Below are 26,025 nucleotides of genomic sequence, written 5' to 3' on the forward strand. Positions count from 1 at the left end.
TATCAGTTCGCACCTTCCCCGCCCCAAGAAGCAACGCGGGGTCAGATCGCGCCCATCCGAGGGTCCGGATTGGGCTCAATCTGACCCCGCGTTGCTGGGAGCTTAGGCGTCGGTGCGGAACACCTGGACCACGGACGGGCGCGGGGCGCGGACCTGGCCCGGCCGCGGCGTGGCGCCCGCGGCAACATAGTCCGGGAAGTACGAGTGCTGCTCGGCGAACGTGCCTTCCTCGCCCGGGTGCTGCACGGCAACAAAAACGGTCCGTTCGTCGTCGTGGATGACAGGGCCGCAGGTCTCGGCGTCGCGCGGGACGGCGAGGAACTGCTCCACCTTGCCGCGTTCCGCACCGTCCAGGGTCACTTTGAAGAGCCCGTCGGCGTAGCCGACGGTGGAGGGTGCGCCGTCGGTGGAGATCCAGAGGTTGCCGACGGAGTCGAAGGCGACGTTGTCGGGGCAGGAGATCGGGGAGACCTGGTCTGCCGGGAAGCCCGCGAAGTAGGTCGCCGTGTTCTTCGCCGGATCGCCGCAGACCATCAGCAGATTCCAGCCGAAAGTGGTGGATGCCTGGTCCCCGGTCTCGGTGATTTCCACGATGTGGCCGTCGCGGTTGAGGTTGCGCGGGTTGACCTCCGTGGCGGCCTCCTTGCCCACCTTGCCGCGGTCCGTGTTGTTGGTGCACACGACGTATACCTTGCCCGTGTGCAGGCTGGGCTGGACGTCCTCGCACCGGTCCATCTTGGTCGGGCCGACCTTGTCTGCGGCGAGGCGGGTGTAGACCAGCACTTCGTCCACGGACATCCCGGCCACCTTCGACTGGCCGCCCACGACGAGCGGCAGCCATTCCCCGCTGCCGTCAAAGGCGCCATCGGCCGGGAGCTTGCCCGAGCCGTCGATCTCGGCCGGCGCGGCGTTGCCGGTGAACCTGGCGACGTAGAGGTCGCCCGCCGACAGGAGGGTCAGGTTGTGCTGGCGGTCGCCTTCCCGGTACGTGTCCCTGGAGACGAACTTGTACAGGTAGTCGAAGCGCTCGTCGTCGCCCATGTAGGCCACCACGTGGCCGGACTCGGCGACGATCACGTTGGCGCCCTCGTGCTTGAAGCGGCCCATCGCCGAGTGCTTGCGGGGGGTGGACGAGGGGTCGAACGGGTCGACTTCCACGATCCAGCCGAAGCGGTTGGCCTCGTTCGCGTACCCGGTGTTGCGGGTGTCGAAGCGCGGGTCATCCAGTTCCCACTGCCGCGCCGTCGGCTTGTTGGTCAGGCCGTAGCGCCTGTCGGCGTCGGAGGTCCCGGGCGCGGCGAAGTAGCCGTTGAAGTTTTCCTCGCCCGAGAGGATGGTGCCCCAGGGGGTGGTGCCGCCGGAGCAGTTGCCCAAGGTGCCCTTGATGGCGCGGCCGGACGGATCGGCGATGGTCTTCAGGAGCGCGGATCCTGCGGCGGGACCGTCGAGTTGGTACGTGGTGTCGGTCAGGTAGCGGCGGTTCAGGCCGGCGCCCTTGACGTAGCTCCACGGCTTGTTTTTGTTTTTCCGTTCCAGTTCGACGACGGTGAGTCCGTGCGCGGCACGGCCGATGGCGCGGGTTTCGGCGGGGTCGAAGCCGGCTGGCACCATGATGAGCTCGTTAGTGTACTCGTGGTTCGTGAAGAGCACGGCCCGGCGGTCCTTGGCGCCTTCGATCGGCAGAATGTCTGTGTAGTCGTTGTTGTAACCGAACTGGCGGGCCTGCGCTGCCGCGCTCTGGTGCTCGATGTCGAAGGCCGGCGAGTCGTTGAACAGCGGGTCGCCCCAGCGGATGACCGGCTGCCAGGTGAACCCGGCGGGGACTGTCAGCTTGTCCACGGCGGCGTCCACCGGTGCGATGGCGGTGAACTGCAGTTTCGAAGCGCCAAAGCCGTTCCTGGCGGCGGCGGCGAGGCCGGGACCGCCGTCGGCAACGGCCGTTCCGGTGGACGTCACGGCGTTGCCGAGCACGACGGCGAGCGCGCCGGCGGCGCCGAAACCCAGGGCGGCGCGGCGGGACATTGTGGCGGAGGCGATGTCACGGAAGTAGCTGTTGGTGCTGGTGTTGCAGACCTCGCCCGAGCAGGCGTTGTCGCACTTCAGGGCACACGTGACGGGGCTGCGCTTGCCCTTCGTGTGGCCGAGCATGGGGAGCAGGGAAAACTTGCGTTCGGAGGATACCGACATGGAGAGACCTTCCATGGGAGTGAGATGCTGTCGCGCTCACCCTTCCAGCCGCCGGCTACCGAGAGACGTCTCCTAGATGAAGAGCCGGTGAACGCTTCCCCCTGCTCGGGAATCCCTCCGTCGCCCCGTAAAAGCCCTGTTCAGCCCGCATAAGGGCCGTTATGGAGCAGACGACCCGGCCAGCACGGCGTGTACGCGCCGCAGCCGGTCCAGCCACCAGTGCCGGCGCTCCGGGGATGCCGCGTGTTCGGCCAGGAGTTCTGGTGCCGGGCGGACGTCTCGGAGGGCGATGGCGCCGTCGTCGGGAACCAGGGAATCCTGCGTGACGTCGGCGGCGAGCAGCGACACAGTGCCGAGCCCGCAGGCGTACGGTAGCTCGGGCAGGGCGGCGGCGAGGGCCAGCCCGGCCCGGATCCCCACCGAGGTGTCCAGCGCTGAACTCACGACGGCGGGAAGGCCCGCCTGCGCCACGATGTTCAGGGCGCGCCGCACTCCCCCCAGCGGTGCGGTCTTGACGACGATCAGGTCTGCGGCGCCGGCGCGTGCCACTTTGAGGGGATCATCCTCCTTGCGCACGCTTTCGTCCGCGGCGATCAGCACGGGGACGCCCGAGGCCCGCAGCTGCCGCCGGACTTCGGCCAGGCCCGCGATGTCCGGCGCGGGCTGTTCGGCGTATTCGAGTCCGACGGCGGCGAGCCGGGTCAGTGCCGTGACGGCCTCCGCGACGTCCCAGCCGCCGTTCGCGTCCACCCGGATGGCGGCGTCCGGGAGCACCTCCCGGACGGCGGCCACCCGGGCGGCGTCGTCGTTCAGGCTCTGGCCGCGCTCGGCCACCTTGACCTTGACCGCGTCCACTCGGCCGAAACGGGCCAGGACTTCCGGGACCCGGTCTGCGGGAACGGCAGGCACCGTGGCGTTGACCGGAATGCTGTCCCGCAACGGCGCCGGGAACCCGGACCAGCCGGCCTCGACGGCTGCGGCCAGCCAGCGGGACGCCTCGGCGTCCTCATACTCCGGGAAGGGTCCGAATTCGCCCCAGCCCAGAGGTCCGCGGAGCAGCAGGGCCTCACGCTGCAGGATGCCCCGGAACTTCACCCTCATCGGCAGGCTCACAACATGGGCACCGGCGAGGAGCTCGTCGAGGCCGGGCAGGGCCGCGGCAGGAGGTGTGACCGGGTCCAGTGGGTGCGCGGGGTTACGTGGGTCCAGGGGAAGTGCGGGCATGATGCCACTGTACTGGGAGGCCTCCTGGGAGGCAGTGGCAAGCGTGGAGGGTACTCGCCCTTTCCGGGCTCTACAGTCCTGGCAGCGCGCCGCGTCCATCAGGTGGCGTGCAGGGTTCTGTGCGACCCTTGATGCCATGACTTTTCGGCAGGAACGCACCCCACGGGACCCGTCTGCCCAAGTCCACGAGACTCGGGTCCTCACTACGCCGGTCCCCGAGACTCAGGTTCTCAAAAGGCAGGCCCCCAGCGCACGGGCCAGCGCGGCGCCGGTGCCGCGCGTGGAGTGGTCCCCGGGCAAGGGCACGGCGGCGCTGTTCGCGCTGGCCACGGTCGTGTGCGTCGCCGCGCTCGCCGCCACGTACGTCTTCTTCGTGCGCACCACCACAGGCCAGTTCATTGACGAGTCGGCCCTGGTGGAAGCGGTGGAGCTCAGCGGCACCGCGGGCAAAGCTGCCACCAAGTTGTTGGACTGGCTGCCGGTGCTTTCCGTGGTGATCGCGTCGGTGGTGGTCATCTTCGTCACCATCCTGAGGCGCCGGTGGGCCGCGGCGGGAATCGCGGTGGCGGCCTGCGTGGGCGCCAACCTGGCCACGCAAATCCTGAAGGACCTGCTCCCGGTCCGGCCGTACCGCGGTGTCGAGACTCTCGAGCTGAACTCGCTGCCCTCGGGCCACACCACCATGGCGGCCTCGGCCGCGGCCGCCGTCTTCCTCATGGTTTCGCCGCGCTGGCGGCCGCTGGCCGGTTTTCTGGGCGGCAGCTTCGCCGTTGCCACGGGGGTATCCACCCTGATCAACCAGTGGCACCGGCCAGCCGATGTGGTGGCAGCCTTTCTGGTGGTAGGGGCCTTCATGCTGCCGGCCGGCTGGCTGATCATCCGCAGAGGCAGTCGCTGGAACGTCTGGGCGGGCTACAACGAGCACTGGGCCTCAGCCAGGGTGTGGCTGGTGCTTCCAGTGATGATCGGCCTCGCCGCGGCCGCCGTTGCCGGCTACGCGTTGCTGAGCATCTCCGGCGGCACGGGCCTGGAAGGCAGCAGCACGCACTATTTCTGGGCCGGTACCGCGCTGATCGTCATCGCAGGCTACCTCGCCATGGTCGGCGGCCTGTGGCTGTTCGGGTATGCGGCGCACGACAGGGACGCATAGCAGCAGCGCGGAGGGGCCGTCCACGCAACGGACCCAGCGCACCGTCCGGGAGCACTTTGACACGGACACGCTAGCCTGTCTGGTCAGTAGTTCCGGCGGTGTTTGAGGCGCGGAATGGTCACGGCGAACACGGCGGCTGCGGCGAAACCAATCACACCGGTCGCCGCCACGCCGGCGCCCAGGAACGCGACGGCGGTGACGGCCGAGAGCAGGACCGGCCCACCGGTAGCACCGGCATCGGCCATGAAGCGCCAGATGCCGAGGAACTGGCCGCGGCCGTTGTCCGGCGAGAAGTCAGCGCCGAGCGTCATGTTCAGGCCGGAGCTGATCCCGTTGCCGAAGCCGACCAGGAGCGCCGCCAGCATGAGCGAGACGAAGCCCGTGCTGAGCGGGATCAGCATCATGGCTGTCCCCATGATGAGGGTGGACGGCACAGCCACCCACAGCCGGCCCTTGCGGTCCATCAGTTTTCCCGCCGGGTAGAACACGAGCATGTCAATGGCGCCGGAGATGCCGTAAATGAGGGCGGCCTGGGTGGCGTCCATGCCCAGGTGATCGGCCCACAGCGGGATGACCGCCTGGCGTGAGGCCCGCAGCGCGCTCAGCAGCAGGACCCCCGCGCCGACGGTCAGGAAGACGCCGGCGTGGGAAACCGCGACGCTGCGCAGGGTGGGCTGTTTCGGCGAAACGCCGTCGGGCGGGGCCGGCACCTCAAGATCCGGGATGCTGAGGGATACGGCCGCCGCCGCGGCCATGGCCACGACGCCGACCCAGTAGGCCCCGGTGATGCCGGCAAGCTGCATCACCGCGGCACCGACGAACGGACCGATGAAAATGCCGATCCTGGTGACGCCGCCGAGGGTGGACAGGGCCCGCGCCCGCAGCACGACCGGGACAGCTTCGGTCAGGTATTTCTGCCGGGCCAGGCTGAAAACGCTGGCGGCCATGCCGACGACGACCATCGCCGCCGCCAGCACCCAGATCCCGCCGGGGAAGAGGGGTGCTAGGGCCGCGCCGGCGAGGGCGACGGCGCTCGCGGCCGCAGCCCCCACGATCGCCCAGCGTTCGCCGAATTTTAGGGTGATTATCGACGCCGGCAGGTTGAAGAACCAGGATCCGAGTCCGATCAGCGTGACTATCAGGGCGGCACCGGCCACGGAGGCGCCGAGGTCACGGGCCGACAATGCGACCACGGGCAGGATCGCCCCTTCGCCAAGGCTGAACATGAGGGCCGGTCCGAACGCAGGAACGGCGATGCTGCGGAGGCTGAAGGGGGCGAGGCTTGTTGTGGTCATCCCCTTCATCCTAGGGCCGGCCGGCACTCTGCCCGGAACTGCTACGCGTGCCATCCCCCCCCCGGGGTTACGCGTCGAAGTGGGTGCGGACTTCCTCGTTCGTGAGGTGCAGGAGCACGTCCGCGGCGACGTCCCGCAACTTTTGGTTCCGGTTGCTGGAGACCTTGGTCAGGATGGCCATGGCCTCGTCCTGCGAACACCGGTTTTGCGCCATGATTATGCCGCAGGCCAAATTGATCGACGTGCGGTGCTCCATCGCGGCCTGCAGATCCTCGGCCCGTGATTGCATGGTTCCCATCCGGACGGCGAGGCGAAGGGCCCGGCCGGCCAGGTCAGCGAATCCGGCGGCCTCCGCGATGGCCTCCTCGGTGAACACCCCCGTGTCCGCGGCGAAGAAGTTCAGGGCGGCCGCGGCGTCCTGGCCGATTTCCAGCGGAACCCCCAGCGTGCTGCGGCAGCCGTGGTCCGCGAGTTGCCGCTGGTATTCGGGCCAGCGGGGATCCGCGTCCACGTCCGCCAGGACGACCATTGCTTTGGTCCGCAGCGCCAGGATGCAGGGACCGTCACCAACGCCCTGCTCGATTCGGTCAAGGGTGACCGCGCGGGGGCTGCTGCCCGCAACCGTCATGGTTCGCTTCCGCCGCTGCAGGGTTACCCCGCATTCGATGGCCGCCCCGGTGCTGCGGTTCAGCGTCCACGCCGAAAACTCCGCAAGACGCCCTAGGAAGTCCTCGACGTTGTCTGTCGCCATGAGCAGATCCTGAAGCTGCAAGGCGGCATCGTCCGCGGCATAGTTGTTGACCATGCCTAAATCTAAGGCGGAGTCCCGCGACCGGACAACCCGGACCACCGGCGTTACGCGTTCGGCGCATTCCAGGGCGACGGGCCTTTCGGGAGCGGCGGCATCTTTGACCTAGACGTAGCCGTCCACGATCGCGGCGGCAATTTCCCGGTAGGCGCGCCGCGTTTCGGGCCGGAGCACATCCAGGGTCACAAGGTCGCCGTCGGCCACGCCGCGGTCATGCGGGACCGCGATCAGCTGGCGGCAGATGCCGGACAGGTGTTCCTCGATGGCGTCCTTGTCCACCCGGCTGGAGACCTCATCCTTGTCCGTGATGACCACGATGGCGTTGCTGGCGAGGTCGGCGTAGCCGTGGCTGGCCAGCCAGTGCAGCGTGCTGCGGGCCCGCTTGGCGCCGCTGACGGCGTAGCCTGCCGCGATGATCAGGTTGTCCGCCGACTGCAGGATGCCGCTCATCGCGTTATGCGTGACCCCGGTGCCGCAGTCAATGAGCGCCACCGAGTAGTAGCCGGAGATGAGCTTGCGGATCCTCAGGTACTCCGCGGCCGTCAGGGAGTCTGAAACCTCGGGATCCTGTTCGCCGGCGATGAGGTGCAGTCTGCCGGCATGGTGCATGTACCGGGCCAGGGCAGTGAGGGAATCGATGGATTCGATGTTTTTGAGCAGGTCCGTGATGGTGCGCGGGCTCTGCTGCTGGTAAATCCCCTCGCCGAGGGCACGCTCCACGAGGTCCCCGGAGTCGGGGTTCGCGTCAATCGCGCACGGCGGATCGCCGCGGAATTCGGCCAGGGTGAGGCCGACGCCGACGGTGGTGGAAGTCTTGCCGATCCCTCCCTTGAGGCTCAGGACGGCCGTGTTGTAGCTGCCCTGGAGCTGACGGGAGATCCGCCGTGCCAGCTCGTCTTCTTCGCGCTGCCGGGCGCTCGGGCCAAGGTTCAGGCTGCCGCCGGTCAGGTTGTAAAGGGCGCCGCGGAATCCGCCGATGGGGCGCGGTTTCTGCTCGCGGACGAAGAGCCCAGGGGAACTGATGAAGTCGGGCACGGGCGCCTCGGCGAGAGCCGCCGACCGGCTGGCCGAACGCGTGGAACGGCTCGGCTGTGCAGGCACGGCGGGCGCAGCCCCGGGGGCCGGCGGCGTTCCGACCGGATCCTTGGACGGCTTGGCAGGCTGCGGGCGCGCGGGGGCGTCGGCTGCGGCGGCGGCCTCCGCCCAGGAACTGCTGGGGGCGGTTGGGCGCTGCTCGGCCTGGTCGCTGGAAATGATCGGCATGGTTCCTGTCCAGGCGTCGGAGTCGTCGCCGCGGCGGCGGTCTCGCCGTCGCGGGAGCTGGGCCTGCTCTGCGGCTGCTTGAGCGTCGGCAAGGGCGTCGGCGGTCTTGTTCTCGACCGGTTCTGGCATGTTCGTTCCCCCCGGGGATCACAGCGCAGACCGCTGCAGTGCTCGATTGACATCGTTCAAGGAACAAGTCTAGGGGCAATGATGAGCACCCTTACCATCGGATGCCCAATCCCGCCCCTAGTGGTTCGCCCGCGTTTCCTGCAGGCGTTTGATGAACCAGCGCGACTGCTCGGGCCCGTATGGCAGGATCGGGATCGCCTTGGTTGCGTCATCCGGAGTTTCCCGGGTGGCCTGGGTTGCCTGCCGCACCGCAGTGGTCATGGTGTCCGCCATGGTCTTGACGAACTCGTCCGAGCACGGCTCGCCGTGGCCTGGGATCAGGAATTCGTAGCGGTGCCGCAACGCGGACAGGTGCCGGAGGGCGTCCGCCCAGTCTTCCGGGAAGGAGTCCTCGAAGGAAGGGTGCGAACCCTGTTCCACGAGGTCACCGGCGAAGAGGGTGCTCGCCGTGCCAACAAGGAGATCGCCGTCGGTGTGGCCGTTGCCCAGATAGAACAAGGTGACGGTCTGCCCGCCCAGGTCCACGAGGACCGGCTGGTCCTTCACGATCGCGTTCGGAACCACGAGTTCGACGTCGGAGCCCTGCCCCGCGGCCATCTCAGGCTCATCCGAGGCCACGAGCCGGCGCTGCTCATCGCCGTTCTCCTCAATCTCCGCCGCACAGTTCTCGTGCGCCCAAAATTCCGTAACGCCGTCGGCGGCAAAGACGGCATTGCCGAAGAAGTGGTCGTAGTGGGCATGCGTATTGACGACGACGAGCGGCAGCGCGGTCTTTTCGCGCACCGCGTCCAGGATCTCTCGGCCCTGCCGGGGGCCGCCGCCGGTGTCGATCACCATGGCGCGCTCAGTGCCGACCACCAGGCCCGTGTTGAGCCAAGAACCTTGAGTTGTCAATACGTAGTTGTCCGGACCGACCTCGAGCCAACGTGACATTAAATCTCCGTAATTCCGACGCTTTTCTTGTTCCTTGGTGCGATGTTCAGGCCTCGATTCTATCCACGTCCTGCGGGCGATGCCCGGAGGCGGCGCCGCTGAAAGCCATCGCCGTGCGTCCCCGGACCGTGTAGCGTGTGGGCTACCTTAATTGATCCGCCATGTGCTCCACCGAACGATCGAAAGGTGGCTCCCGTTGGACTCCGGCTCATCTCTGGAGCGGCTGGTGTACTTCAGCGATGCCGTCTTCGCCATCGCCCTGACCCTCTTGGCATTGGACTTGAAGCTGCCCGAGGGTATTCCGGCGGCGGACTTGGATGACGCCCTGCTGGAGGCTTGGCCGCAACTGTTTGCGTATGCGCTCTCATTCCTCATCGTCTCCAGGACGTGGATGTCCCACAGGGCTGACTTCGCAAGGATCCAGCATTTCAGCGTGAACCTGGCCAGGCTGAATCTGGCTCTCCTGTTCTTCATCGCCATGCTTCCCGCGCCCACGTCCATCCTCAGCGACTACGGTGACGACCCCACGCCCTGGCCAAGCGTGCTGTACGCCACCAATATCGCAGCGGTTTACCTCACGATGGCGGCCATCTGGAGCTACGCCGACCGGGCCGGGCTGATGGAGCCGGAGATGGTTCCGCAGGTCCACCGGCCCGTACTCAACGCCCGGATGGTCGGCGCCGCAATCTTCCTGCTCTCGATTCCGGCGGCGTTCGCGCTCAACTCCTATACCCCGCTGCTGTGGCTGCTGCTCCTGCCGGCGCCATGGGTGACGCACCGGGTTTCAGCACTCCGCCACGCGCCGAAAGGGACCGCACAGGGCTGACTGTGCGGTCCCTCCGCGCGGCCCTCCAGCCGGACTCACAGGTCCGCGAGCGCCGTTCCCGGGTTCTCGATCGCGTCGGCGACGTAGCGCAGGAAACCGCCTGCTGTGCCGCCGTCGCATACGCGGTGATCAAAGGTCAGCGTCAGCTCGGTGACCTTGCGGACGGCGAGTTCACCGTTGACCACCCAGGGCTTGTCGATGATCCGTCCGACGCCGAGGATTCCCACCTCTGGGTGGTTGATGATCGCGGCGGAGCCGTCGACACCAAACACGCCGTAGTTGTTCAGTGTGAACGTGCCGCTGCCCAGTTCCGCCGGCGTCGCCTTGCCTTCGCGGACGACGGCGGTGAGGCGCCGGATCTCGGCGTCCAGTTCGCGGGCGCTGAGCTTGTCCGCGTTGCGCACGGACGGAACCATCAGTCCGCGCTCGGTCTGCGCCGCGAACCCGAGGTTGACGCCGTCGAACTCGACGATCTCCTGGGATGCCCCGCCGGTGGTGTCTTCGGTGGTCACGATCCGGGTATTAAGCGCGGGGTACTTCTTCAGCCCGGCGGTCACGAACCGCGCGATGAACGCCAGCAGTCCCGGCGTGTGGTGCGGGTCCTGTTTCTTCAGCGCGGCCCGCATCTCCACGAGGGCCGTGGCGTCCACGTCCACCCACACCGTGGCTTCCGGGATCTCGGACCGGCTGCGCGTCATGTTCGCCGCGACGGCCTTGCGCACGCCGCGGACGGCGGTCCGCCCGGCAATGCCCAGCCCGGTGCGCGCATCGGTGCCGGACGCCGAGGCCGGCGCGGCCGGCTCCACCGCCGGGCGCTCTACCACCGGTGACGGCTTGATGACGGCTTCGACATCGCGCCGCATGATGAGCCCGCTGGCCCCCGACCCTTGGAGTTCCCCCAAATCAACCCCATGATCGCGAGCCATCCGGCGAACCAGCGGAGAAATAACCGCCCCCAGCTTCCCGGGAACCCGGGTCCGCAGCAGCACCAGGTCATCGGCAGCCTTCTCGGCAGCAGACACCCCGCTGACAGACTCAGCCATCGCGGCCCGCTTAGGAGCCCGGGTCCGCCGGGCAACCCCATGCCCGCCCGGAGTCCCATAACCGATCAGGACATTCCCAGACCCAGCCTTCTCCTCCTCACGGTAAACCTCAGCGGCAACAGCGGCCGGCGAGTCAACAGCGGTCCCGGCCGGCGCGGATGATGCCGCCCCGGGAGTGGCATCGGGCCTGACGGAGCCGGCAGCATCGTCCGCAGGACGAATGCTGTCCGGCGAAGGGGCGGGGGCGGCATCATCTGCGGCGGCCCCACCAGCGGAAACACCAGCGGAGACGGCGGTCCCAAGAGGAGTCACCGAGATCAGCGGCTTGCCGACGTCGAGCGTCTGGCCAGGCTCGCCATGCAGCACGGCCACGGTGCCGGCGTACGGGGAGGGCACCTCCACCATGGACTTAGCCGTCTCCACCTCGGCAATCGGCTGGTCCACGCGGATCTCGTCCCCCACCGCCACGAGCCAGCTGACGAGTTCGGCCTCGGTCAGTCCCTCACCGAGGTCCGGCAGGAGGAATACTTTAGGTTCGCTCATGGTCAGTCTTCCCACTGGAGATCGTCAACGGCGTCGAGGATGCGGTCCACGCCGGGCAGGTAGTAGTGCTCAAGCTTCGGCGCCGGGTACGGCACGTCGAAGCCCGTGACGCGGCGGATTGGCGCGGCGAGATGGTGGAAACAACGTTCCTGGACCCGCGCCACGATTTCCGAGGCCACGGAGGCGAAGCCGTGGGCCTCCGCGATGACCACGGCACGGCCGGTCTTGCGCACCGAGGCGCAGACCGTCTCGTCGTCGAACGGCACGATCGAGCGGACGTCGATCACCTCCAGCGAGCGGCCTTCCTCCGCGGCGGCGGCAGCGGCGGCGAGCGCGGTCGGGATGGAGGGCCCGTAGGCGATCAGGGTGGCGTCGGTGCCGGGGCGGGCGACGGCGGCGCGGCCTTCGGAGGACGTGCCCCGCTCGGTGTTGGCGGCGTGCTCGGCGCGCAGCGCTGCCAGGTCCACCTGGTCCTTGGACCAGTACAGCTTCTTGGGCTCCATGAACATGACGGGGTCGTCGGAGTCGATGGCTTCGCGGAGCATCCGGTAGCCGTCGGCGACCGTGGCCGGGGTGAACACCTTCAGGCCCGCGGTGTGCGCGTAGTAGGCCTCGGAGGAGTCGCAGTGGTGCTCCACTCCCCCGATGCCGCCGGCGTACGGGACCCGGATGACCATGGGCAGCTTCACGGCGCCCTTGGTGCGGTTGTGCATCTTCGCGACGTGGCTGACGATTTGTTCGAAGGCCGGGTAGGCGAACGCGTCGAACTGCATCTCGATGACCGGGCGCATCCCGTTCATCGCCATGCCCACGGCCATGCCCACGATCCCGGATTCGGCCAGCGGGGTGTCGAAGCAGCGGGTCTGCCCGAACGTCTCGGTGAGCCCGTCGGTGATGCGGAAGACGCCGCCGAGCATGCCGACGTCCTCGCCGAAGACCAGGACCGACGGGTCCGCGTGCATGGCGTCGGCCATGGCGGTGTTCAGGGCCTTGGCCAGGGTGATGGTCTGCGGGCCGGTCATGTCTGTGTTTTGCGCTGCCGCGCCTGCAGCCTTGGCGGCTGCGCGGGCCGTGGCGGCGCTGACGTTGTTGTTCGCTTCGGAGGACGTGGTGACGGTGGGGCTCATTTCCCGGCCTCCGTTGCGGTGGATGCGGCGTCGCGGGCCAGTTCGTCGGCGAGCATGGCGGACTGCTCCTTCAGTTGCTGGGTGGGCGTCGAGAAGACGTGGTTGAACAGATCCTGCGGGTCCACCGGGACGTCTTCGCCGAGGCCGTCGCGCAGTTGCGTGGCTACGGCCTCGGCCTTCCCGGCGATCCGGTCGGCGGCGTCGTCGTCGAGCAGGCCGCGGCCGGTCAGGTAGGTCTGCGTCCGGCTCAGCGGGTCCTTGGCGACCCATTGGGCGACTTCGCTGTCCTGCCGGTAGCGGGTGGCGTCATCGGCGTTGGTGTGCGCCTGCATCCGGTAGGTGTGGGCCTCCACCAGGAGCGGGCCGGAGCCTTCGCGTGCGAGCTTGACGGCGCGGCCGAGCACGGCGAGCAGCGCGACGACGTCGTTGCCGTCCACGCGTTCACCGGCCATACCGTAACCCACGGCCTTGTGCGCCAGCGAGGGGGCGACCGACTGGTGCGCGAGCGGCACGGAAATGGCGTACTGGTTGTTTTGGACGAAGAAGACCACCGGCAGGTGGAAGACGGCAGCGAAATTGAGGGCTTCATGGAAGTCGCCCTCACTCGTGGCACCGTCGCCGCACATGGCCAGGACCACGGTGTCCTCGCCGCGCAGCTTGGCGGCATGGGCCACGCCGACGCCGTGCAGCAGTTGGGTGGTCAGCGGGGTGCACTGGATGCCGACCTTGTGTTCGGTGGGGTCATAGCCGCCGTGCCAGTCGCCGCGGAACAGCGTCATGGTCTGGACGGGGTCCACACCGCGGGCCATCACGGCCACGGAGTCGCGGTAGGTCGGGAACAGCCAGTCGCCCTCGGCGAGGCACAGCGCCGCGGCGACCTGGCAGGCTTCCTGTCCATGGCTCGAGGGATACACGGCCATCCGGCCCTGGCGGACCAGCGCGGAGTTCTGGTCATTGACGCGGCGTCCGACGACGAGCTGCTCGTAGGCGGCCAGCAGTTCAGCATCGCTGGGGAGGCCGTATTCGTGCCCGGGCTGCGTGCCCTGCTCAGTGTGGGGGTTCAGCGTCCCGTCGGGGCCGACCATCTGGATCGGGTGGCGGGCAGGGAGCATGTAGTCCTCGGCCGTGATGCCGAACTTGCGCACGGCCTCGCTGGCTGGATCTTGCGACCCGGCCTGTTGCCCGGCCGGCTGCGACGCCGTCTCTTTGGCCGCAGGCTCCTGGGCGTCCTTGGTCGCAGGCTCTTGGGCGGTGTGGTCCGCGGAGATCGTCATTGGTCCGTCCTTCTGTTGCCACTAATCTTTCCCAGTATGCCGCCAGCCCATGTTTCGTATCCACCTTTGCCGCGAATCGTGGAGAAGTCCCAAAATTTGCCCTAGTCTGGAAGACAAATCGTAAGTGTGAGCTGGATTACGGGCAGAGGTTGTGGACGAAATGGCAGAGCTTGAGGCGGACCAGGCCGCGGTGCCACTGGACGATGTGGACCGGAACATCATTGCGGAGCTCACCCGGGACGGCAGGATGTCCGTGACGCAGGTGGCGGAGAACGTCCACATTTCGCGTGCCCACGCCTACACCCGGATAGCCCGGCTCACCGGCGAAGGCGTCCTGACCAAGTTCACCGCGCTGGTGGATCCGATCAAGGCCGGCCTGAAGTCCTCCGCCTACGTCACGCTGAAAGTGCGGCAGCATTCGTGGCGGGAGCTGCGCGAACTCCTGCGCGCCATTCCCGAGGTCCACCACATCGCCCTGGTGGGCGGGGACTTCGATGTCATCCTGCTGGTGCGCGCCGTGGACAATATCGACCTTCGCCGGGTGATCTTCGATCAGCTGCAATCCATGCCGGGCGTCCTGGACACCCAGACGTTCCTGGTATTTGAAGACGTCGATACGCGCTAGTTGACGAACTCTTTCATCCAAGCCCGGAGCTCTTCACCGAACTCCACCCGGTCAGCGGCGATCGAAAGGACCGCCTTGAGGTAGCTCAGTTTGTCCCCGGTGTCATACCGGCGGCCCTTGAAGACCACCCCAAACACGCCGCCGCCTTCGCAGTCGGATACGGCGAGGGTCTGCAGCGCATCGGTGAGCTGGATTTCGCCGCCGCGACCGGGCGGGGTGTCCTCCAGGACGTCGAAGATCTCCGGATGCAGGACGTACCGACCGATCACCGCCAGATTGGACGGGGCATCGGCGACGTCGGGTTTCTCCACGAGGCGGTTGATCCGTACGTGGTCTTGGCCAGGCACTGCCGAAATGTCGACACATCCATAGGCGCTGATTTCCGCCGGGTCCACCTCGATCAGCGCGACGACGGAGCCTCCCGTCCTGGCCTGGACCTCGATCATGGCGGTCAGCAGTTCGTCCCGCTCATCGATCAGGTCATCGCCCAGCAGGACGGCGAACGGCTCGTCGCCCACATGCTGGCGGGCGCACAGGACAGCGTGGCCCAGCCCCTTGGGGTCGCCCTGACGCACGTAGTGCAGCGGGCCCAAGCTGGAAGCGTGGCGGACGGCTTCCAGCCGGTCAATGTCGCCTTTAAGTTCGAGAGTCCTCTCCAGCGAGGGCTCCCGGTCGAAGTGGTCCTCCAGGGCACGTTTCTGGCGTCCCGTCACCATCAGCAGATCGGTCAGCCCGGCCCGGACGGCCTCTTCCACCACATATTGGATGGCCGGCTGATCAACCACCGGAAGCATCTCCTTGGGCATGGCCTTCGTCGCCGGCAGGAAGCGCGTTCCCAGTCCTGCGGCGGGTATGACAGCCTTAGTTACAGTTTTCCCCAGAGTCATAACCGAACTTTACAAGCGGCTTCCGGAAATGAGAATGCCTCGGAGTAAAGACAGGTAGTGCTTCAACCCGCGGTCCCCCACCATCTGCAGGCGCTTCCTGTCAGCCCTTGAAAACCGGGCTGCGCTTCTCCTGGAAGGCGCGGAAACCCTCGGCATAGTCCTCGCTCTTGCACAGCCGCGCCTGCTCCGCGTTCTCTTCTTCCATGGCCGCCCACAACCCCAACCGCTGGTCCCGGATGTGCGCCACGAGCTCCTTGCTGGCCCTGAACGCCCCCGTGGCGCCGGTGGCCACCGTGGCCACGATCGACCGGGTGGCCTCGAGCAGGTCCGCGGCGGGCATGGCCCGGCTGAACAGGCCCTGCGCCACGGCATCGGCGCCGCTCATGAGCTCGGCCGTATAGATCAGGTCCAAGGTCCGGTGCATGCCGAGGCGTTCGGTGAAATACCAATGCCCGCCGGAATCGAGAGTGGCGCCGAGCTTCGCGAACGGTGAGCCGAACTTGGCGTTCTCCGCCACGTACACCACGTCCGTGGCCAGCAGCAGGCCGAGCCCGACGCCGAGGCAGGCGCCCTGGGCAGCGGCGAAGGTGGGAGCGGGGAAGGCGCTCATTTTCTTCAGCAGGGGCTGGACGAGACCGCCCAGGTAGGCCTGCGCGTCGTCGCTTTCGGGGGTCACGCCCGCGATGTCGCGGCCGGCGCAGAAGGCGCGCCCCTCGCCGCGCAGCAGCAGGGCCCGCACGTCGCCGCGTTCGGCGGCGTCAGCGGCGTCGTCGTACGCCCGCGAAAGATCCGCCAGAGCCTTCTCGTCGAGGGAGTTCAGCTTGTGCGCTGCGTCGAGCACTATCTCGGCGACGCCGCCGGCGATGGAGAGGGAAATCATGGGGCTCCTTGGTTGGGAAAGGCCTAGACGTCGAAGTCGACCGTGACTTCCGGGGTGGTGGGGTGGGACTGGCAGGTCAGGACATAGCCCTTGTCGAGCTCGTCCTGCTCCAGGGCGTAGTTCTCGTCCATGGTGACCTTGCCGGTGACCACCTTGGCCCGGCACGTGCCGCACACGCCGCCGGCGCAGGCGAACGGCACGTCGGGCCGGACCCGGAGGGCGGCGTTGAGGATGGATTCCCGGGCGTGGGTGGGGCTCGCCACTTCGCCCTGCAGACCGTCCAGTTTGAACGTGATCTTGTAAGTGTCCTGCGACTCGTCGGCGATCACGGGCCGGCCGATGTTGCCCTCGGGACGGTCCGGCTTACCGGAGGTGAACAGTTCGAACCGGACGTGCTCCGGGGCGACGCCGCGCGCGGCAAGGGTGTCCCGGCACAGCTGGACGAGTTCGAACGGGCCGCAGAGGAACCATTCGTCGACGTCGTCAGCGTGGATGGCGGTACCCAGCAGCGCCTGGAGCTTTTCGGCGTCGATCCTGCCGCTGAGCAGCGGCGCGATCCGCTGTTCGCGGGAGAGCACGTGGTGCAGCGCCAGCCGGGACGGGTACTTGTCCTTCAGGTCCGCGAGCTCCTCGAGGAACATCACGTCCATGGCGGCCTTGTTGGCGTAAATGAGGTCAAAGCGGGTCTCCGGGTGGGCCGCCAGCAAGGTGCGCGCGATCGCGATCACGGGGGTGATGCCGGAGCCGGCGGCGATCGCGACGAAGGAACCGGGCTCGCCCGCCAGCTGTTCCGGATCATTCATGGAGGTCATCAGGTTCTGCTCCACGGCCTTGCCGTCGCGGCCGTGCTTGGAGACGAAGGCGCCCATGGGGCTCATGACGTCCAGGACGTCACCCGCTTTGAGTTCGGCGTTGGCCCAGGTGGAGAACTGGCCGCCGAGATCTTTCTTGATGGCCACGCGGATTTCGCTGCTGCCGTCCTCGAAGCTGCGGGGTTCGGCGCAGATGGAGTAGCTGCGGCGGATCTCGTGCGGCTGGCCGTCGGCGTCGGGCAGGGTGGTGCGCAGGGCGACGTACTGGCCCGGCAGGTAGTCGAACTGGCCGGCGAGCGCGGCCGGGACCCCGAACGTCACCTCGATGGCGTCGTCCGTGAGCCGGCGGACCTCATCCACGGTCAGGGGGTGGAAGGAGGCCCGACGGCGGCCGGTGGCGGCAGCCGACTCCGCGGCGGTCTGGCGGACAACAGTCATGGAGGCACCTGTTCCTTACAAAACTTTGAAGTAGTCGAACGGTTCCTTGCAGTCCTGGCACACGTAGAGGGCCTTGCAGGACGTGGAACCGAAGCGGGTCAGTTCTTTGGTGTTCAGCGATGAACACTGGGGGCACTTGACGGCGAGCGAGAGCCGGACGGGACCGGCGTGCCGGACTGCTTTTCCATCAACAGCTGTACGGCCCGACGGCGGGGCGATGCCGTACTGCTCCAGCTTGGCCTTGCCGTCCTCGCTCATCCAGTCGGTGGTCCAGGCCGGGGAGAGGACTAGTTCGACCCTCACGCTCGGGTACCCCGCGCGGTTGAAAGCCGCGGTGAGGTCATCCCGGATGGCGTCCATGGCGGGGCACCCCGAGTACGTCGGGGTGATGGTGACCTGGACGGCGGGAACCATCCCTCCGTCGTCAGTGCTTGGTTCCTTCGAAACCTGGACATCGCGCAGGATGCCGAGGTCCGCAATGGTGAGGACCGGGATTTCGGGATCGCACACCGTGGCAGCCACCGCCCAGGCTTTCTCATGGGCGGTGTTGCCTTTGGCGGCGTTGCGGCGCTCGGCGGTTTCCGGATCGGAGACAAACATTTCCATGGTGCCTACCAACTGGCCCCGGGGTGCTCGCGGGCGAGCACCTGCATCTCGGCGAGGATGTAGCCGAGGTGTTCTGAATGTTTGCCTTCCCGGCCGCCGCCGCGGGCGGCGGGCACCTGCGGAACGTCCAGTTCCGCCTCGGCCAGCACCTCACCGGTGAGCCGGTCGAAGTCCTCGCGCAGGCTCGACGGCAGCGGCGCGGCCCCGGCTGCGCTCAGGCGGCCGGTGAGCTCGTCGTCGCGAAAGAGCTCATCCACGTACGGCCAGATGACCTTGAACGCGCGGATCATCCGCTGGCGCGACTCGTCCGTGCCGAGGGCCAGGCGCAGGACCCACTGGGTGCTGTGGTCCCGGTGGTAGTCCACTTCCTTGACCGCCTTGGCGGCGATGCCGGCCAGGGTGGCGTCGGTCGAGGCGGCCAGCCGGCGGTAAAGCTCAAACTGGTAGTAGCTGACCACGAACTGCCGGGCGATGGTGACGGCGAAGTCCCCGTTGGGCTGTTCGAAGAGCTCCACCGAGCGGAACTCCTGCTCGCCGCGGAAGTAGGCGAGATCGTCTTCGCTGCGCCCGTCCAGTCCGCCAGCGTAGCTGAGGAAGGACCGGGCATGGCCTAGCTGGTCCAGGGCGATGTTGCCCAGGGCGACGTCCTCTTCAAGCTCAGGGGCCCGCGAAATCCAGTGCCCCAGCCGCTGGGCCAAGATCAGGGCGTCGTCGCCGAGCCGCAGGGCGAGCTCCGCAACATCTTCGTCCGGCTTCGCGGTGCCGCGGCTGACGGCCAGCGCAATGTCTTCGGGGCGAAGGGCGTTGCCCGGGGTGATCCGGGTGGCGCTCGCGGTGCCGTCGCCGCTGGCCCCTGCGCCGGACACGCCGACGGAGATGTCGCCGTGGCCGCCGTGCGGGTCTGCCTGCACGTCTGCGCTGGCCGGGGCTGCCGTTTCGGGAGTGCTCACAGGTGCTTCACTCCCTCGCTCTTGGTGTAATACGTGGCGTGGCGGTAGTCCTTGCCCTGGGGCGACTCGAAGAACGAGCCCTTGGCGTCGGGGTCGCTGGAGGCGATGGCGTCCGCGGGAACCACCCAGATGGACACGCCCTCGTTGCGGCGGGTGTACAGGTCCCGGGCGTTGCGCAGCGCCATGGCTGCGTCCGGGGCGTGCAGGGATCCGGCGTGGACGTGGGAGAGGCCGCGGCTGGAACGGACGAACACTTCCCAGATCGGCCAGACGTTGCGGCCCGCAGCTCCGGCCTGGGCTTCGGCTGCTGCCGCCGCGGGGGTGGCAGGTCCAGCGGGGACCTTCGCCGCCTCGTTTGCTATTTCGGCGGCGGAACTGGCCGGAGCTTCGGGGTTGCCGTGTGGGCTCATGCTGCGTATTCCTTCTGCTTGGCTGACTGTTTTGCTAGCTGCTTCCCCGCATACGCGGCGGCTGCTTCGCGGACCCAGGCGCCGTCGTCGTGCGCCTGCCTGCGCCGTTCCAGCCGCTGGGCGTTGCAGGGGCCGCGGCCGGCGAGGACTTCGTGGAATTCGTCCCAGTCCAGCGGCCCGTGCTCCCATTTCTTGGTTTCCTCGTTGAAGCGGATGTCCTTGTCCGGCAGGGTCAGTCCGAGCACCTTGACCTGCTCCATCATCATGCCGACAAAGCGGTTGCGGAGCTCGTCGTTGCTGAAACGTTTGATGTTCCAAGCCATGGACTGCTTGGAGTTGGGCGAATCGTCATCCGGCGGACCGAACATCATCAGGGCCGGGGCGTACCAGCGGTTCACGGCGTCCTGTGCCATCTGCTTCTGTTCGGCCGTGCCGTTGGAGAGTTCCAGGAGGATCTCGAAGCCCTGGCGCTGGTGGAAGGACTCTTCCTTGCAGACTCGCACCATGGCACGGCCGTAGGGGCCGAAGGAGGCCCGGCACAGCGGCACCTGGTTGGCGATCGCGGCGCCGTCGACCATCCAGCCGATGGCGCCCATGTCGGCCCAGGTCCGGGCGGGGTAATTGAAGATGGACGAGTACTTGGCCTTGCCGTCCATCAGGTCCTGCATCATCGCATCCCGCGGCTGGCCGAGGGTCTCTGCGGCGGAGTACAGGTAAAGCCCGTGGCCGGCCTCGTCCTGAACCTTGGCCATCAGGATCGCCTTGCGCTTCAGGCTGGGGGCGCGCGAGATCCAGTTGGCTTCGGGCTGCATGCCGATGATCTCCGAGTGTGCGTGCTGTGAGATCTGGCGCAGGAGGGTCTTGCGGTATGCCGGGGGCATCCAGTCGCGCGGCTCGATCCGGGAGTCTTCCGCCATGACCTTGTCAAAGTATGCCTGGCCTTCAGCATCACGCCGGGCCACATCTTCTGGGCTCTGTTCGTGCCGTGCCGGCGATGGCTCGGCGGGCACTGACTGCAGGGTCTGCGATGCCATGGTTGCTCCTATGCATTTCCGATAAATAATTACCGACCGTTCGTTCAGGATATGCGGGCGGCGGGAGATGCGTCAAGCACCGGACCCACTCCCGCGGCAGCGGCGGCCTCCTGAACACGCCGCCCTGATCACGCCGCGCGCGGCGCTCCGTGTAAAATATGAGGCCGCGCCCCCTCCCAGTCCCCCGCCCTGGCCCCGGCCTTGGTCCCGAGCGGGCCGCTCAGCCCACCCGGCCCGGCCCGTTGCGGATTCTGGCCGTTTGAACCGGATGAATATGCCGGTCGATTCGAAGGAACACATGACTCATCCGATCGACAGCGAAGACATCACCGCCGAAACGCGTTCCCGTGGGCGCCGGCCCGGAAAGAAACGCCGGGGCCGCGGGGTCCTGATCGCCGTCGCCGTGGTGGTGGCGCTTGTCGCGGTGGTGGCAGGCGGCTACCTATTCAACCTCGCCCACACGTTCGACTCCGCCAGCAGCAAGATCGATCAGGCCTTCCCGGAGGAGTCCACCCGCCCGCAGAAAACGGGCACCGCCATCAACATTCTCGTGATGGGCAGCGACAGCCGCGGCGCCACCGAGTCTGACTCCGCGGCCGGGGTGGCCACGGACCAGCGTGCAGACGCGCTGATGCTCATGCATATCCCGGCGGACCGCAAGAACATCTACACCATGTCCATCATGCGCGACCTCTGGGTGGACATCCCGGGGCACGGCGAGTCGAAGATCAACGCGGCCCTGGCCCTGGGCGGCACGCCCCTGATGGTGCAGACCATTGAATCGATCTTCCAGCAGCGCATCGACCACGTGGCGATGATCGACTTCGAGGGATTCAAGGGCCTTACCGATGCGCTGGGCGGCGTAACCGTGAACATCAAGGTGCCGTTCAGCTCCACCGCGCTGCCGGGCCAGTCGTTCGCCCCCGGCCAGCACACCTTCAATGGAACCCAAGCCCTGGCCTTCGTCCGCGAACGGCACGCCTACGCGGACGGCGACTACCAGCGGGTCCGCAACCAGCAGGAGTTCCTGCGGGCCATCATCAAGAAGTCGATCGCGGGCCAAACGCTGAGCAACCCGATCACCATCAACAACATGGTGGGCGCAGTCTCGCCGTTCGTCACCGTCGACAAGTCCCTGGATTCCGGGGCTGTGGCGGGCCTGGCGCTTGAGCTCAAGGACATCCGGGCGCAGAACACCGTCATGTTCACACTGCCCACCGGTGGGATCGGAACGTCCTCGGACGGCCAGTCGATCGTGCTGACCGACCCGAACGCCATCGCGCACATTTCCGATGCGATGACCTCGGACACCCTGGACCAGTACGTCGCGGCGAACAAGTTCGAGAACGGGAACTGATGCCCGCCAGCTGAGCCCCCGGAGAGGCCGTTGGACCCATAGTCGGCGGAGGGCAGCGGTGGTAACGTCCGGTCATGGAGAACGCTCCGGAGCCAGCAGCCGCGGCTTCCGCGGCGTCGCCGTCCACTCCCCCGGCCGCCCAGGGCGGCCGCCGCCACCGTCGGACAATCCTGGTTCTGGCGGTATTGCTCGCACTCGCCGTCGGTGTCGCAGCCTACGTTCTCACCCGCCCCGGCCCCGGAGTCCCCGGGACGGGCGGAGTTGCGATACCGGCTGCCGCGTCCCCGGCACCGGCCAAACCCGCACCGTCGAACCCGCCGAGCCCAACCCCCAAGCCACCCGCCGCCGTCAACATCCTGCTCGTGGGGAGTGACAGCCGGGTGAATGCGCGGGCGGCGGCGGCCACCGGCACCGCCTCGGACCAGCGCGGGGACGCCCTGGTGTTCATCCACCTCCCGGCGGACCGGCAGAGCGCCTACGGCATCTCGATCATGCGCGACCTGTGGGTGGACATCCCCGGCCACGGCAAGGCGAAAATCAACATGGCGCTCGCACTGGGCGGACTGCCCCTGATGACGCAGACTGTCCAGGCCCTGCTCGGCCAGCACATCGACCACGCGGTCATGCTGGACTTCCAGGGGTTCGCGGCTCTGACAGACGCGCTCGGCGGTGTCGACGTCGACATCAAGCAGCCGTTCACCGGCACCGTGGATGACAAGGTGCATTTTGCGGCGGGCGTGCACCGGCTCAACGGAGTGCAGGCCCTGGCCTTTGTCCGCGAGCGCCATGCGTTCACTGACGGCGACTACCAGCGCGTCCGGAACCAGCAGACGTTCCTGAAAGCCGTGATGGCCAAAATGGCCACCGAAGGCAAGCTGGCAGACCCCGCCACCGTCCGGAATCTCATCAGGACCGTGCTGCCGCATGTCACACTGGATGGCAGCTTCACTCCGGCGGCCCTGGCGGACCTCACCTTCAGCCTGCGCAGCACGGCCCCCGGGCGGGGCATGTTCTTCACACTCCCGACCGCCGGTACCGGTTTCAGTGCCGACGGCCAGTCGATCGTGTTGCCCGACAAGTCCGGAATCGCGGCCGTGGCGGCCGCTTTGGCCGCGGGACGCCTCCCGCAATATGCGGCCGCCCACCGCCTCGGTAACTGAGGTCCGGCGGAACTGACGTTCGACGGCACTAACTGAAGGGTGCGCTGTCCGCGCCCTTGCCCTGACCCCTCTGCGGCCCAGGCCCTACGCGGCGAGGCCCAAGGCCTTGGCGCGGGTGCTGATCGGGGTGTCCCTGGCCGGAGCCAGGACGCTGATCTTGCATTCGGACTGGAGCGGATCGATGGCTTGCGGCAGGTGGTGGGAGGCGGAGCACTCCTGCAGCTGCTCCAAAGCCGCCGGCTCTACCCAGGCGTTGCTGACGTCCACCACCAGGCGGAGTCCTTCCTTCAAATGATTGGCTCGCTTTACAACCACATACAGTGCCTGGAGGCTCTTGGCCGTCACATGGCCCTGCGCTGCTACTTCTGCCTGACCACAATCTAGGTCTAACCGGACTAGGACTCGGAGTTTGTCGTTCAAAAGCTTCCCCTGTTCGTGCATTTACTCTGGCCGCGACGCTGCGACCGAGTACTCACTGGCCGCGACGCTGCGACCGGAGATCAGCCTAGGCAGAGAATGTGATGCAGGCAACATTTTGCTTCATATCCGAAAAAGCGGGCGTTATGTTCGGTTTTATCGGGCCGGAACTGTTGATTGCCGGGTCCGGGTTACTGTAATGGCGCTTCGTCGGCGTGGCAGCCAGCATGACTGCGCTCGCCCGGTAGCGAACGCGCCGCGCCGGCGCCGTCTGGCTTTATATATTGGGTCCATGACCCAGACTCCCGTGCAGCCCACCCCGCAGCCTCCCGTCGCCCGGAAGGTTCCCTCCGTGCGCACCCACCACGGCGACATGTTCGAGGACAACTACGAGTGGCTGCGGGACAAGGAATCCGCGGAGGTGGTGGACCTCCTCAAGGCCGAAAACGCCTACCAGGAAGCAATGACGGCGCACCAGAGGCCGCTGCGCGAGGCTATCTTCCAGGAAATTAAGGGCCGCACCCAAGAGACAGACCTCTCCGTCCCCAACCGCAAGGACGGCTGGTGGTACTACACCCGCTCGGTGCAGGGCAAGGAGTACGGCATCCACTGCCGCGTGCGCGGCCAGAACACCGGGGACCGCGTTGCGGACTGGACTCCCCCGGCCGTCGAGGCCGGCGTCGTGATCCCCGGCGAGGAAGTCCTCCTCGACGGCAACCTCGAGGCGGAAGGCAAGCCGTTCTTCGCCGTCGGCGGCGCCGCCACAACCATCGACGGCACCCTCTATGCCTACGCGGTGGACAACGCCGGCGACGAGCGCTTCACGCTGCACATCAAGGATCTGCGCACCGGCGAGTTGCTGCCGGACGTGATCGAGAACGTCTTCTACGGCATCTCCTTTTCCCCCGACGGCAGCCGGATCTTCTACACCGTGGTGGACGAGTCCTGGCGGCCGTACCAGGTGAAGTCGCACGTGCTCGGCACTCCCGTCAGCGCGGACGAGGTCATCTACCAGGAGGACGACGTCGCCATGTGGCTCGGCTTCGAACTCTCGGCCGACCGCCGGCACCTGGTGCTGAGCATCAGCTGTTCCGAGTTCAGCGAAACCCGTCTGCTGCGCTTTTATGACCTGGACGCCGGACTGCGCACCGTGATCTCCCGCGACGAGCGCATCCTGTACGAGGCCGAGCCGTTCCTGCTGGCGGACGCCTCCGGCCGGTACCAGGAGCGGATCCTGCTGACCCACAACAAAGACGCCGTCAATTCCATGGTGTCGCTCGTCGACCCGGACGAACTCGCGAAGCCGCTGGCCGAGCAGCACTGGAGCACCGTCATCGCCCATTCGGACCAGGTCCGGGTCAACGGCGCCGGCGTGACGTCGACGCACGCCGTGGTCTCGGTCCGCAAGGACACCATTGAACGGGTGCATGTCCTGGCCCTGGCCGGGCTAGGCACCGCGGACCAGGGCGCCGCGGTGGAGCCGGCCTTCGACGAGGAGCTGTACACGGCCGGCGTCGCGGGTTCCGACTACGAGGCGCCCGTGATCCGGATGGGCTATACCTCATACTTCACCCCGTCCCGGGTCTACGACTTCGTGCTGCCCACCCCGGAGCTGCCTGCCGGCGAACTCCTGCTGCGCAAGGAGAGCCCGGTGCTGGGAGGCTACTCGCCGTCGGACTACGTCGCCACCCGCGAGTGGGCCACCGCCGCGGACGGGACGAAGATTCCGCTCTCGGTGCTCCGCCACGCGTCGGTCCGGCAGGATTCGACGGCGGCCGGCCTCGTCTACGGCTACGGCTCCTATGAGCTGAGCATGGATCCAGGCTTCGGGATCCCCCGGTTGTCCCTGCTGGACCGGGGCGTGGTGTTCGTGATCGCGCACATCCGCGGCGGCGGCGAGCTGGGCCGGCCCTGGTACGACGACGGCAAGAAGCTGCGCAAGAAGAACACATTCACCGATTTCATCGCCGCCACGGACTGGCTCGCCGGGTCCGGCTGGGTGGACCCGGACCGCATCGCCGCGATGGGCGGTTCCGCGGGCGGCCTGCTGATGGGCGCCGTCGCCAACCTGGCTCCGGAAAAGTACGCCGCGATTGTTGCGGCGGTGCCGTTTGTGGACGCGCTGACCACCATCCTGGACCCCGAACTGCCGCTGTCGGCGCTGGAGTGGGAGGAATGGGGCAACCCGATCACGGACCCGGACGTGTACGCGTACATGAAGTCGTATACGCCGTACGAGAACGTCCGCGCCGTGGCGTACCCGAAGATCGCCGCAGTCACGAGTTTCAACGACACCCGGGTGCTCTACGTGGAACCGGCCAAATGGGTGCAGCGGCTCCGCGAAGTGAACACCGGCAGCGAGCCGATCGTGATGAAGATCGAGATGGAAGGCGGCCACGGGGGCGCCTCGGGCCGGTACGTGCAGTGGCGCGAACGGGCCTGGGACTACGCGTTCGCCGCGGATGCCTTGGGCGCCACGGAGCTGCTGCCGGGGGCCGGGCTGAAGTAAAAGCACCTCCTACCCCCTACCCCCGGCCCGCCATATACAAAAAATTGGTCACCATGCTTACTATTTACTGGCATGTGGCACTCCGAACGTGGAACCTGTCCGCTGGGGGCGGGGCGTCGGAGGGTCCGGACCGGGCAC

The 26,025-nt window shown here is 67.4% G+C and carries 23 protein-coding genes; 6 read left to right on the forward strand and 17 right to left on the reverse strand.

All coding sequences use genetic code 11. The annotated features are described in order from the left end of the window. Positions 1-102: 102 nt before the first annotated feature. Both BM372_RS02580 and BM372_RS02585 read right to left on the reverse strand, forming a co-directional pair. Entirely contained in the window at positions 103-2,187 is a 2,085-nt protein-coding gene (locus BM372_RS02580) for a PhoX family protein (protein WP_090951381.1), read from the reverse strand. Positions 2,188-2,346: 159 nt separating this feature from the next. Continuing rightward, positions 2,347-3,411 (reverse strand): o-succinylbenzoate synthase, encoded by a 1,065-nt coding sequence (locus BM372_RS02585; RefSeq protein ID WP_256214002.1) that lies wholly within the window; start codon positions 3,409-3,411, stop codon positions 2,347-2,349. A gap of 136 nt (positions 3,412-3,547) precedes the next feature. On the opposite strand from BM372_RS02585, the gene BM372_RS02590 reads away from it, so the two are divergent. Next, the gene (locus tag BM372_RS02590) at positions 3,548-4,561 is read left to right on the forward strand and encodes a phosphatase PAP2 family protein (RefSeq protein WP_090951384.1); all 1,014 of its coding nucleotides are present in this window, start codon (positions 3,548-3,550) and stop codon (positions 4,559-4,561) included. 83 nt (positions 4,562-4,644) lie between these two features. Here BM372_RS02590 and BM372_RS02595 read toward each other — a convergent pair whose 3' ends face one another. The 4 genes from BM372_RS02595 to BM372_RS02610 form a co-directional block, all read right to left on the reverse strand. Beyond that, positions 4,645-5,856: an MFS transporter gene (locus BM372_RS02595; protein WP_090951387.1), complete on the reverse strand. Its 1,212-nt coding sequence runs from the start codon at positions 5,854-5,856 to the stop codon at positions 4,645-4,647. A 67-nt stretch (positions 5,857-5,923) separates the two neighbouring features. After that, positions 5,924-6,661: a GAF and ANTAR domain-containing protein gene (locus BM372_RS02600; protein WP_090951391.1), complete on the reverse strand. Its 738-nt coding sequence runs from the start codon at positions 6,659-6,661 to the stop codon at positions 5,924-5,926. 108 nt (positions 6,662-6,769) lie between these two features. Continuing rightward, positions 6,770-8,056: a MinD/ParA family ATP-binding protein gene (locus BM372_RS02605; protein ID WP_090951393.1), complete on the reverse strand. Its 1,287-nt coding sequence runs from the start codon at positions 8,054-8,056 to the stop codon at positions 6,770-6,772. Positions 8,057-8,173: 117 nt separating this feature from the next. After that, positions 8,174-8,989 (reverse strand): MBL fold metallo-hydrolase, encoded by an 816-nt coding sequence (locus BM372_RS02610; RefSeq protein ID WP_090951394.1) that lies wholly within the window; start codon positions 8,987-8,989, stop codon positions 8,174-8,176. Between the two features lie 196 nt (positions 8,990-9,185). Between BM372_RS02610 and BM372_RS02615 the strand changes: the two genes are divergently transcribed. Beyond that, positions 9,186-9,815, forward strand: a complete 630-nt coding sequence (locus tag BM372_RS02615; protein WP_090952881.1) for a TMEM175 family protein — start codon at positions 9,186-9,188, stop codon at positions 9,813-9,815. 35 nt (positions 9,816-9,850) lie between these two features. Here the strand turns inward: BM372_RS02615 and BM372_RS02620 are convergent, their stop codons facing one another. Genes BM372_RS02620 through BM372_RS02630 form a run of 3 tightly spaced genes read right to left on the reverse strand, consistent with a single transcriptional unit; the run spans position 9,851 to position 13,802 of the window. After that, the gene (locus BM372_RS02620) at positions 9,851-11,401 is read right to left on the reverse strand and encodes a dihydrolipoamide acetyltransferase family protein (RefSeq protein ID WP_090951397.1); all 1,551 of its coding nucleotides are present in this window, start codon (positions 11,399-11,401) and stop codon (positions 9,851-9,853) included. 2 nt (positions 11,402-11,403) lie between these two features. Further along, on the reverse strand, positions 11,404-12,528 hold the full coding sequence (locus BM372_RS02625) for an alpha-ketoacid dehydrogenase subunit beta (RefSeq protein ID WP_090951400.1): 1,125 nt from the start codon (positions 12,526-12,528) through the stop codon (positions 11,404-11,406). Next, on the reverse strand, positions 12,525-13,802 hold the full coding sequence (locus BM372_RS02630; RefSeq protein ID WP_090951406.1) for a thiamine pyrophosphate-dependent dehydrogenase E1 component subunit alpha: 1,278 nt from the start codon (positions 13,800-13,802) through the stop codon (positions 12,525-12,527). Before BM372_RS02630 ends, BM372_RS02625 begins: the two co-directional genes overlap by 4 nt. Positions 13,803-13,962: 160 nt before the next feature. On the opposite strand from BM372_RS02630, the gene BM372_RS02635 reads away from it, so the two are divergent. Next, entirely contained in the window at positions 13,963-14,427 is a 465-nt protein-coding gene (locus BM372_RS02635; RefSeq protein WP_090952883.1) for an Lrp/AsnC family transcriptional regulator, read from the forward strand. Here BM372_RS02635 and galU read toward each other — a convergent pair. The 7 genes from galU to paaA all read right to left on the reverse strand — a co-directional run bounded on the left by galU (position 14,424) and on the right by paaA (position 20,444). Further along, positions 14,424-15,314: a UTP--glucose-1-phosphate uridylyltransferase GalU gene (gene galU / locus BM372_RS02640; protein ID WP_090951408.1), complete on the reverse strand. Its 891-nt coding sequence runs from the start codon at positions 15,312-15,314 to the stop codon at positions 14,424-14,426. The two genes, BM372_RS02635 and galU, sit on opposite strands and share 4 nt — an antisense overlap. Before the next feature lie 100 nt (positions 15,315-15,414). Then, the gene (locus BM372_RS02645; RefSeq protein WP_090951411.1) at positions 15,415-16,194 is read right to left on the reverse strand and encodes an enoyl-CoA hydratase/isomerase family protein; all 780 of its coding nucleotides are present in this window, start codon (positions 16,192-16,194) and stop codon (positions 15,415-15,417) included. A 23-nt stretch (positions 16,195-16,217) separates the two neighbouring features. Further along, the gene (gene paaE / locus BM372_RS02650) at positions 16,218-17,444 is read right to left on the reverse strand and encodes a 1,2-phenylacetyl-CoA epoxidase subunit PaaE (protein WP_090951413.1); all 1,227 of its coding nucleotides are present in this window, start codon (positions 17,442-17,444) and stop codon (positions 16,218-16,220) included. A 15-nt stretch (positions 17,445-17,459) separates the two neighbouring features. Then, entirely contained in the window at positions 17,460-18,044 is a 585-nt protein-coding gene (paaD, locus tag BM372_RS02655; protein WP_090951416.1) for a 1,2-phenylacetyl-CoA epoxidase subunit PaaD, read from the reverse strand. Between the two features lie 11 nt (positions 18,045-18,055). Then, complete coding sequence (gene paaC, locus BM372_RS02660) at positions 18,056-19,000, reverse strand: 1,2-phenylacetyl-CoA epoxidase subunit PaaC (RefSeq protein WP_256214003.1); 945 nt, start codon at positions 18,998-19,000, stop codon at positions 18,056-18,058. Then, positions 18,997-19,410 carry a 1,2-phenylacetyl-CoA epoxidase subunit PaaB gene (paaB, locus tag BM372_RS02665; protein WP_090951419.1) on the reverse strand — a complete coding sequence of 138 codons (414 nt, stop codon included), beginning with the start codon at positions 19,408-19,410 and terminating at the stop codon, positions 18,997-18,999. Before paaB ends, paaC begins: the two co-directional genes overlap by 4 nt. Next, positions 19,407-20,444, reverse strand: coding sequence for a 1,2-phenylacetyl-CoA epoxidase subunit PaaA (paaA, locus tag BM372_RS02670; RefSeq protein ID WP_090951423.1), 1,038 nt, complete (start codon positions 20,442-20,444; stop codon positions 19,407-19,409). Before paaA ends, paaB begins: the two co-directional genes overlap by 4 nt. Positions 20,445-20,742: 298 nt before the next feature. On the opposite strand from paaA, the gene BM372_RS02675 reads away from it, so the two are divergent. Both BM372_RS02675 and BM372_RS02680 read left to right on the forward strand, forming a co-directional pair. Continuing rightward, the gene (locus BM372_RS02675) at positions 20,743-21,801 is read left to right on the forward strand and encodes an LCP family protein (protein ID WP_090952887.1); all 1,059 of its coding nucleotides are present in this window, start codon (positions 20,743-20,745) and stop codon (positions 21,799-21,801) included. 74 nt (positions 21,802-21,875) lie between these two features. Continuing rightward, the gene (locus tag BM372_RS02680) at positions 21,876-22,961 is read left to right on the forward strand and encodes an LCP family protein (protein WP_256214004.1); all 1,086 of its coding nucleotides are present in this window, start codon (positions 21,876-21,878) and stop codon (positions 22,959-22,961) included. An 84-nt stretch (positions 22,962-23,045) separates the two neighbouring features. Here BM372_RS02680 and BM372_RS02685 read toward each other — a convergent pair whose 3' ends face one another. Further along, positions 23,046-23,276 carry a hypothetical protein gene (locus tag BM372_RS02685; RefSeq protein WP_371261692.1) on the reverse strand — a complete coding sequence of 77 codons (231 nt, stop codon included), beginning with the start codon at positions 23,274-23,276 and terminating at the stop codon, positions 23,046-23,048. Between the two features lie 394 nt (positions 23,277-23,670). Here BM372_RS02685 and BM372_RS02690 point away from each other — a divergent pair, with 394 nt between their 5' ends. Further along, positions 23,671-25,887: a S9 family peptidase gene (locus BM372_RS02690; protein WP_090951426.1), complete on the forward strand. Its 2,217-nt coding sequence runs from the start codon at positions 23,671-23,673 to the stop codon at positions 25,885-25,887. Positions 25,888-26,025: the final 138 nt, after the last annotated feature.

Source organism: Arthrobacter sp. ov118 (assembly GCF_900116495.1).
Lineage (GTDB): Bacteria > Actinomycetota > Actinomycetes > Actinomycetales > Micrococcaceae > Arthrobacter.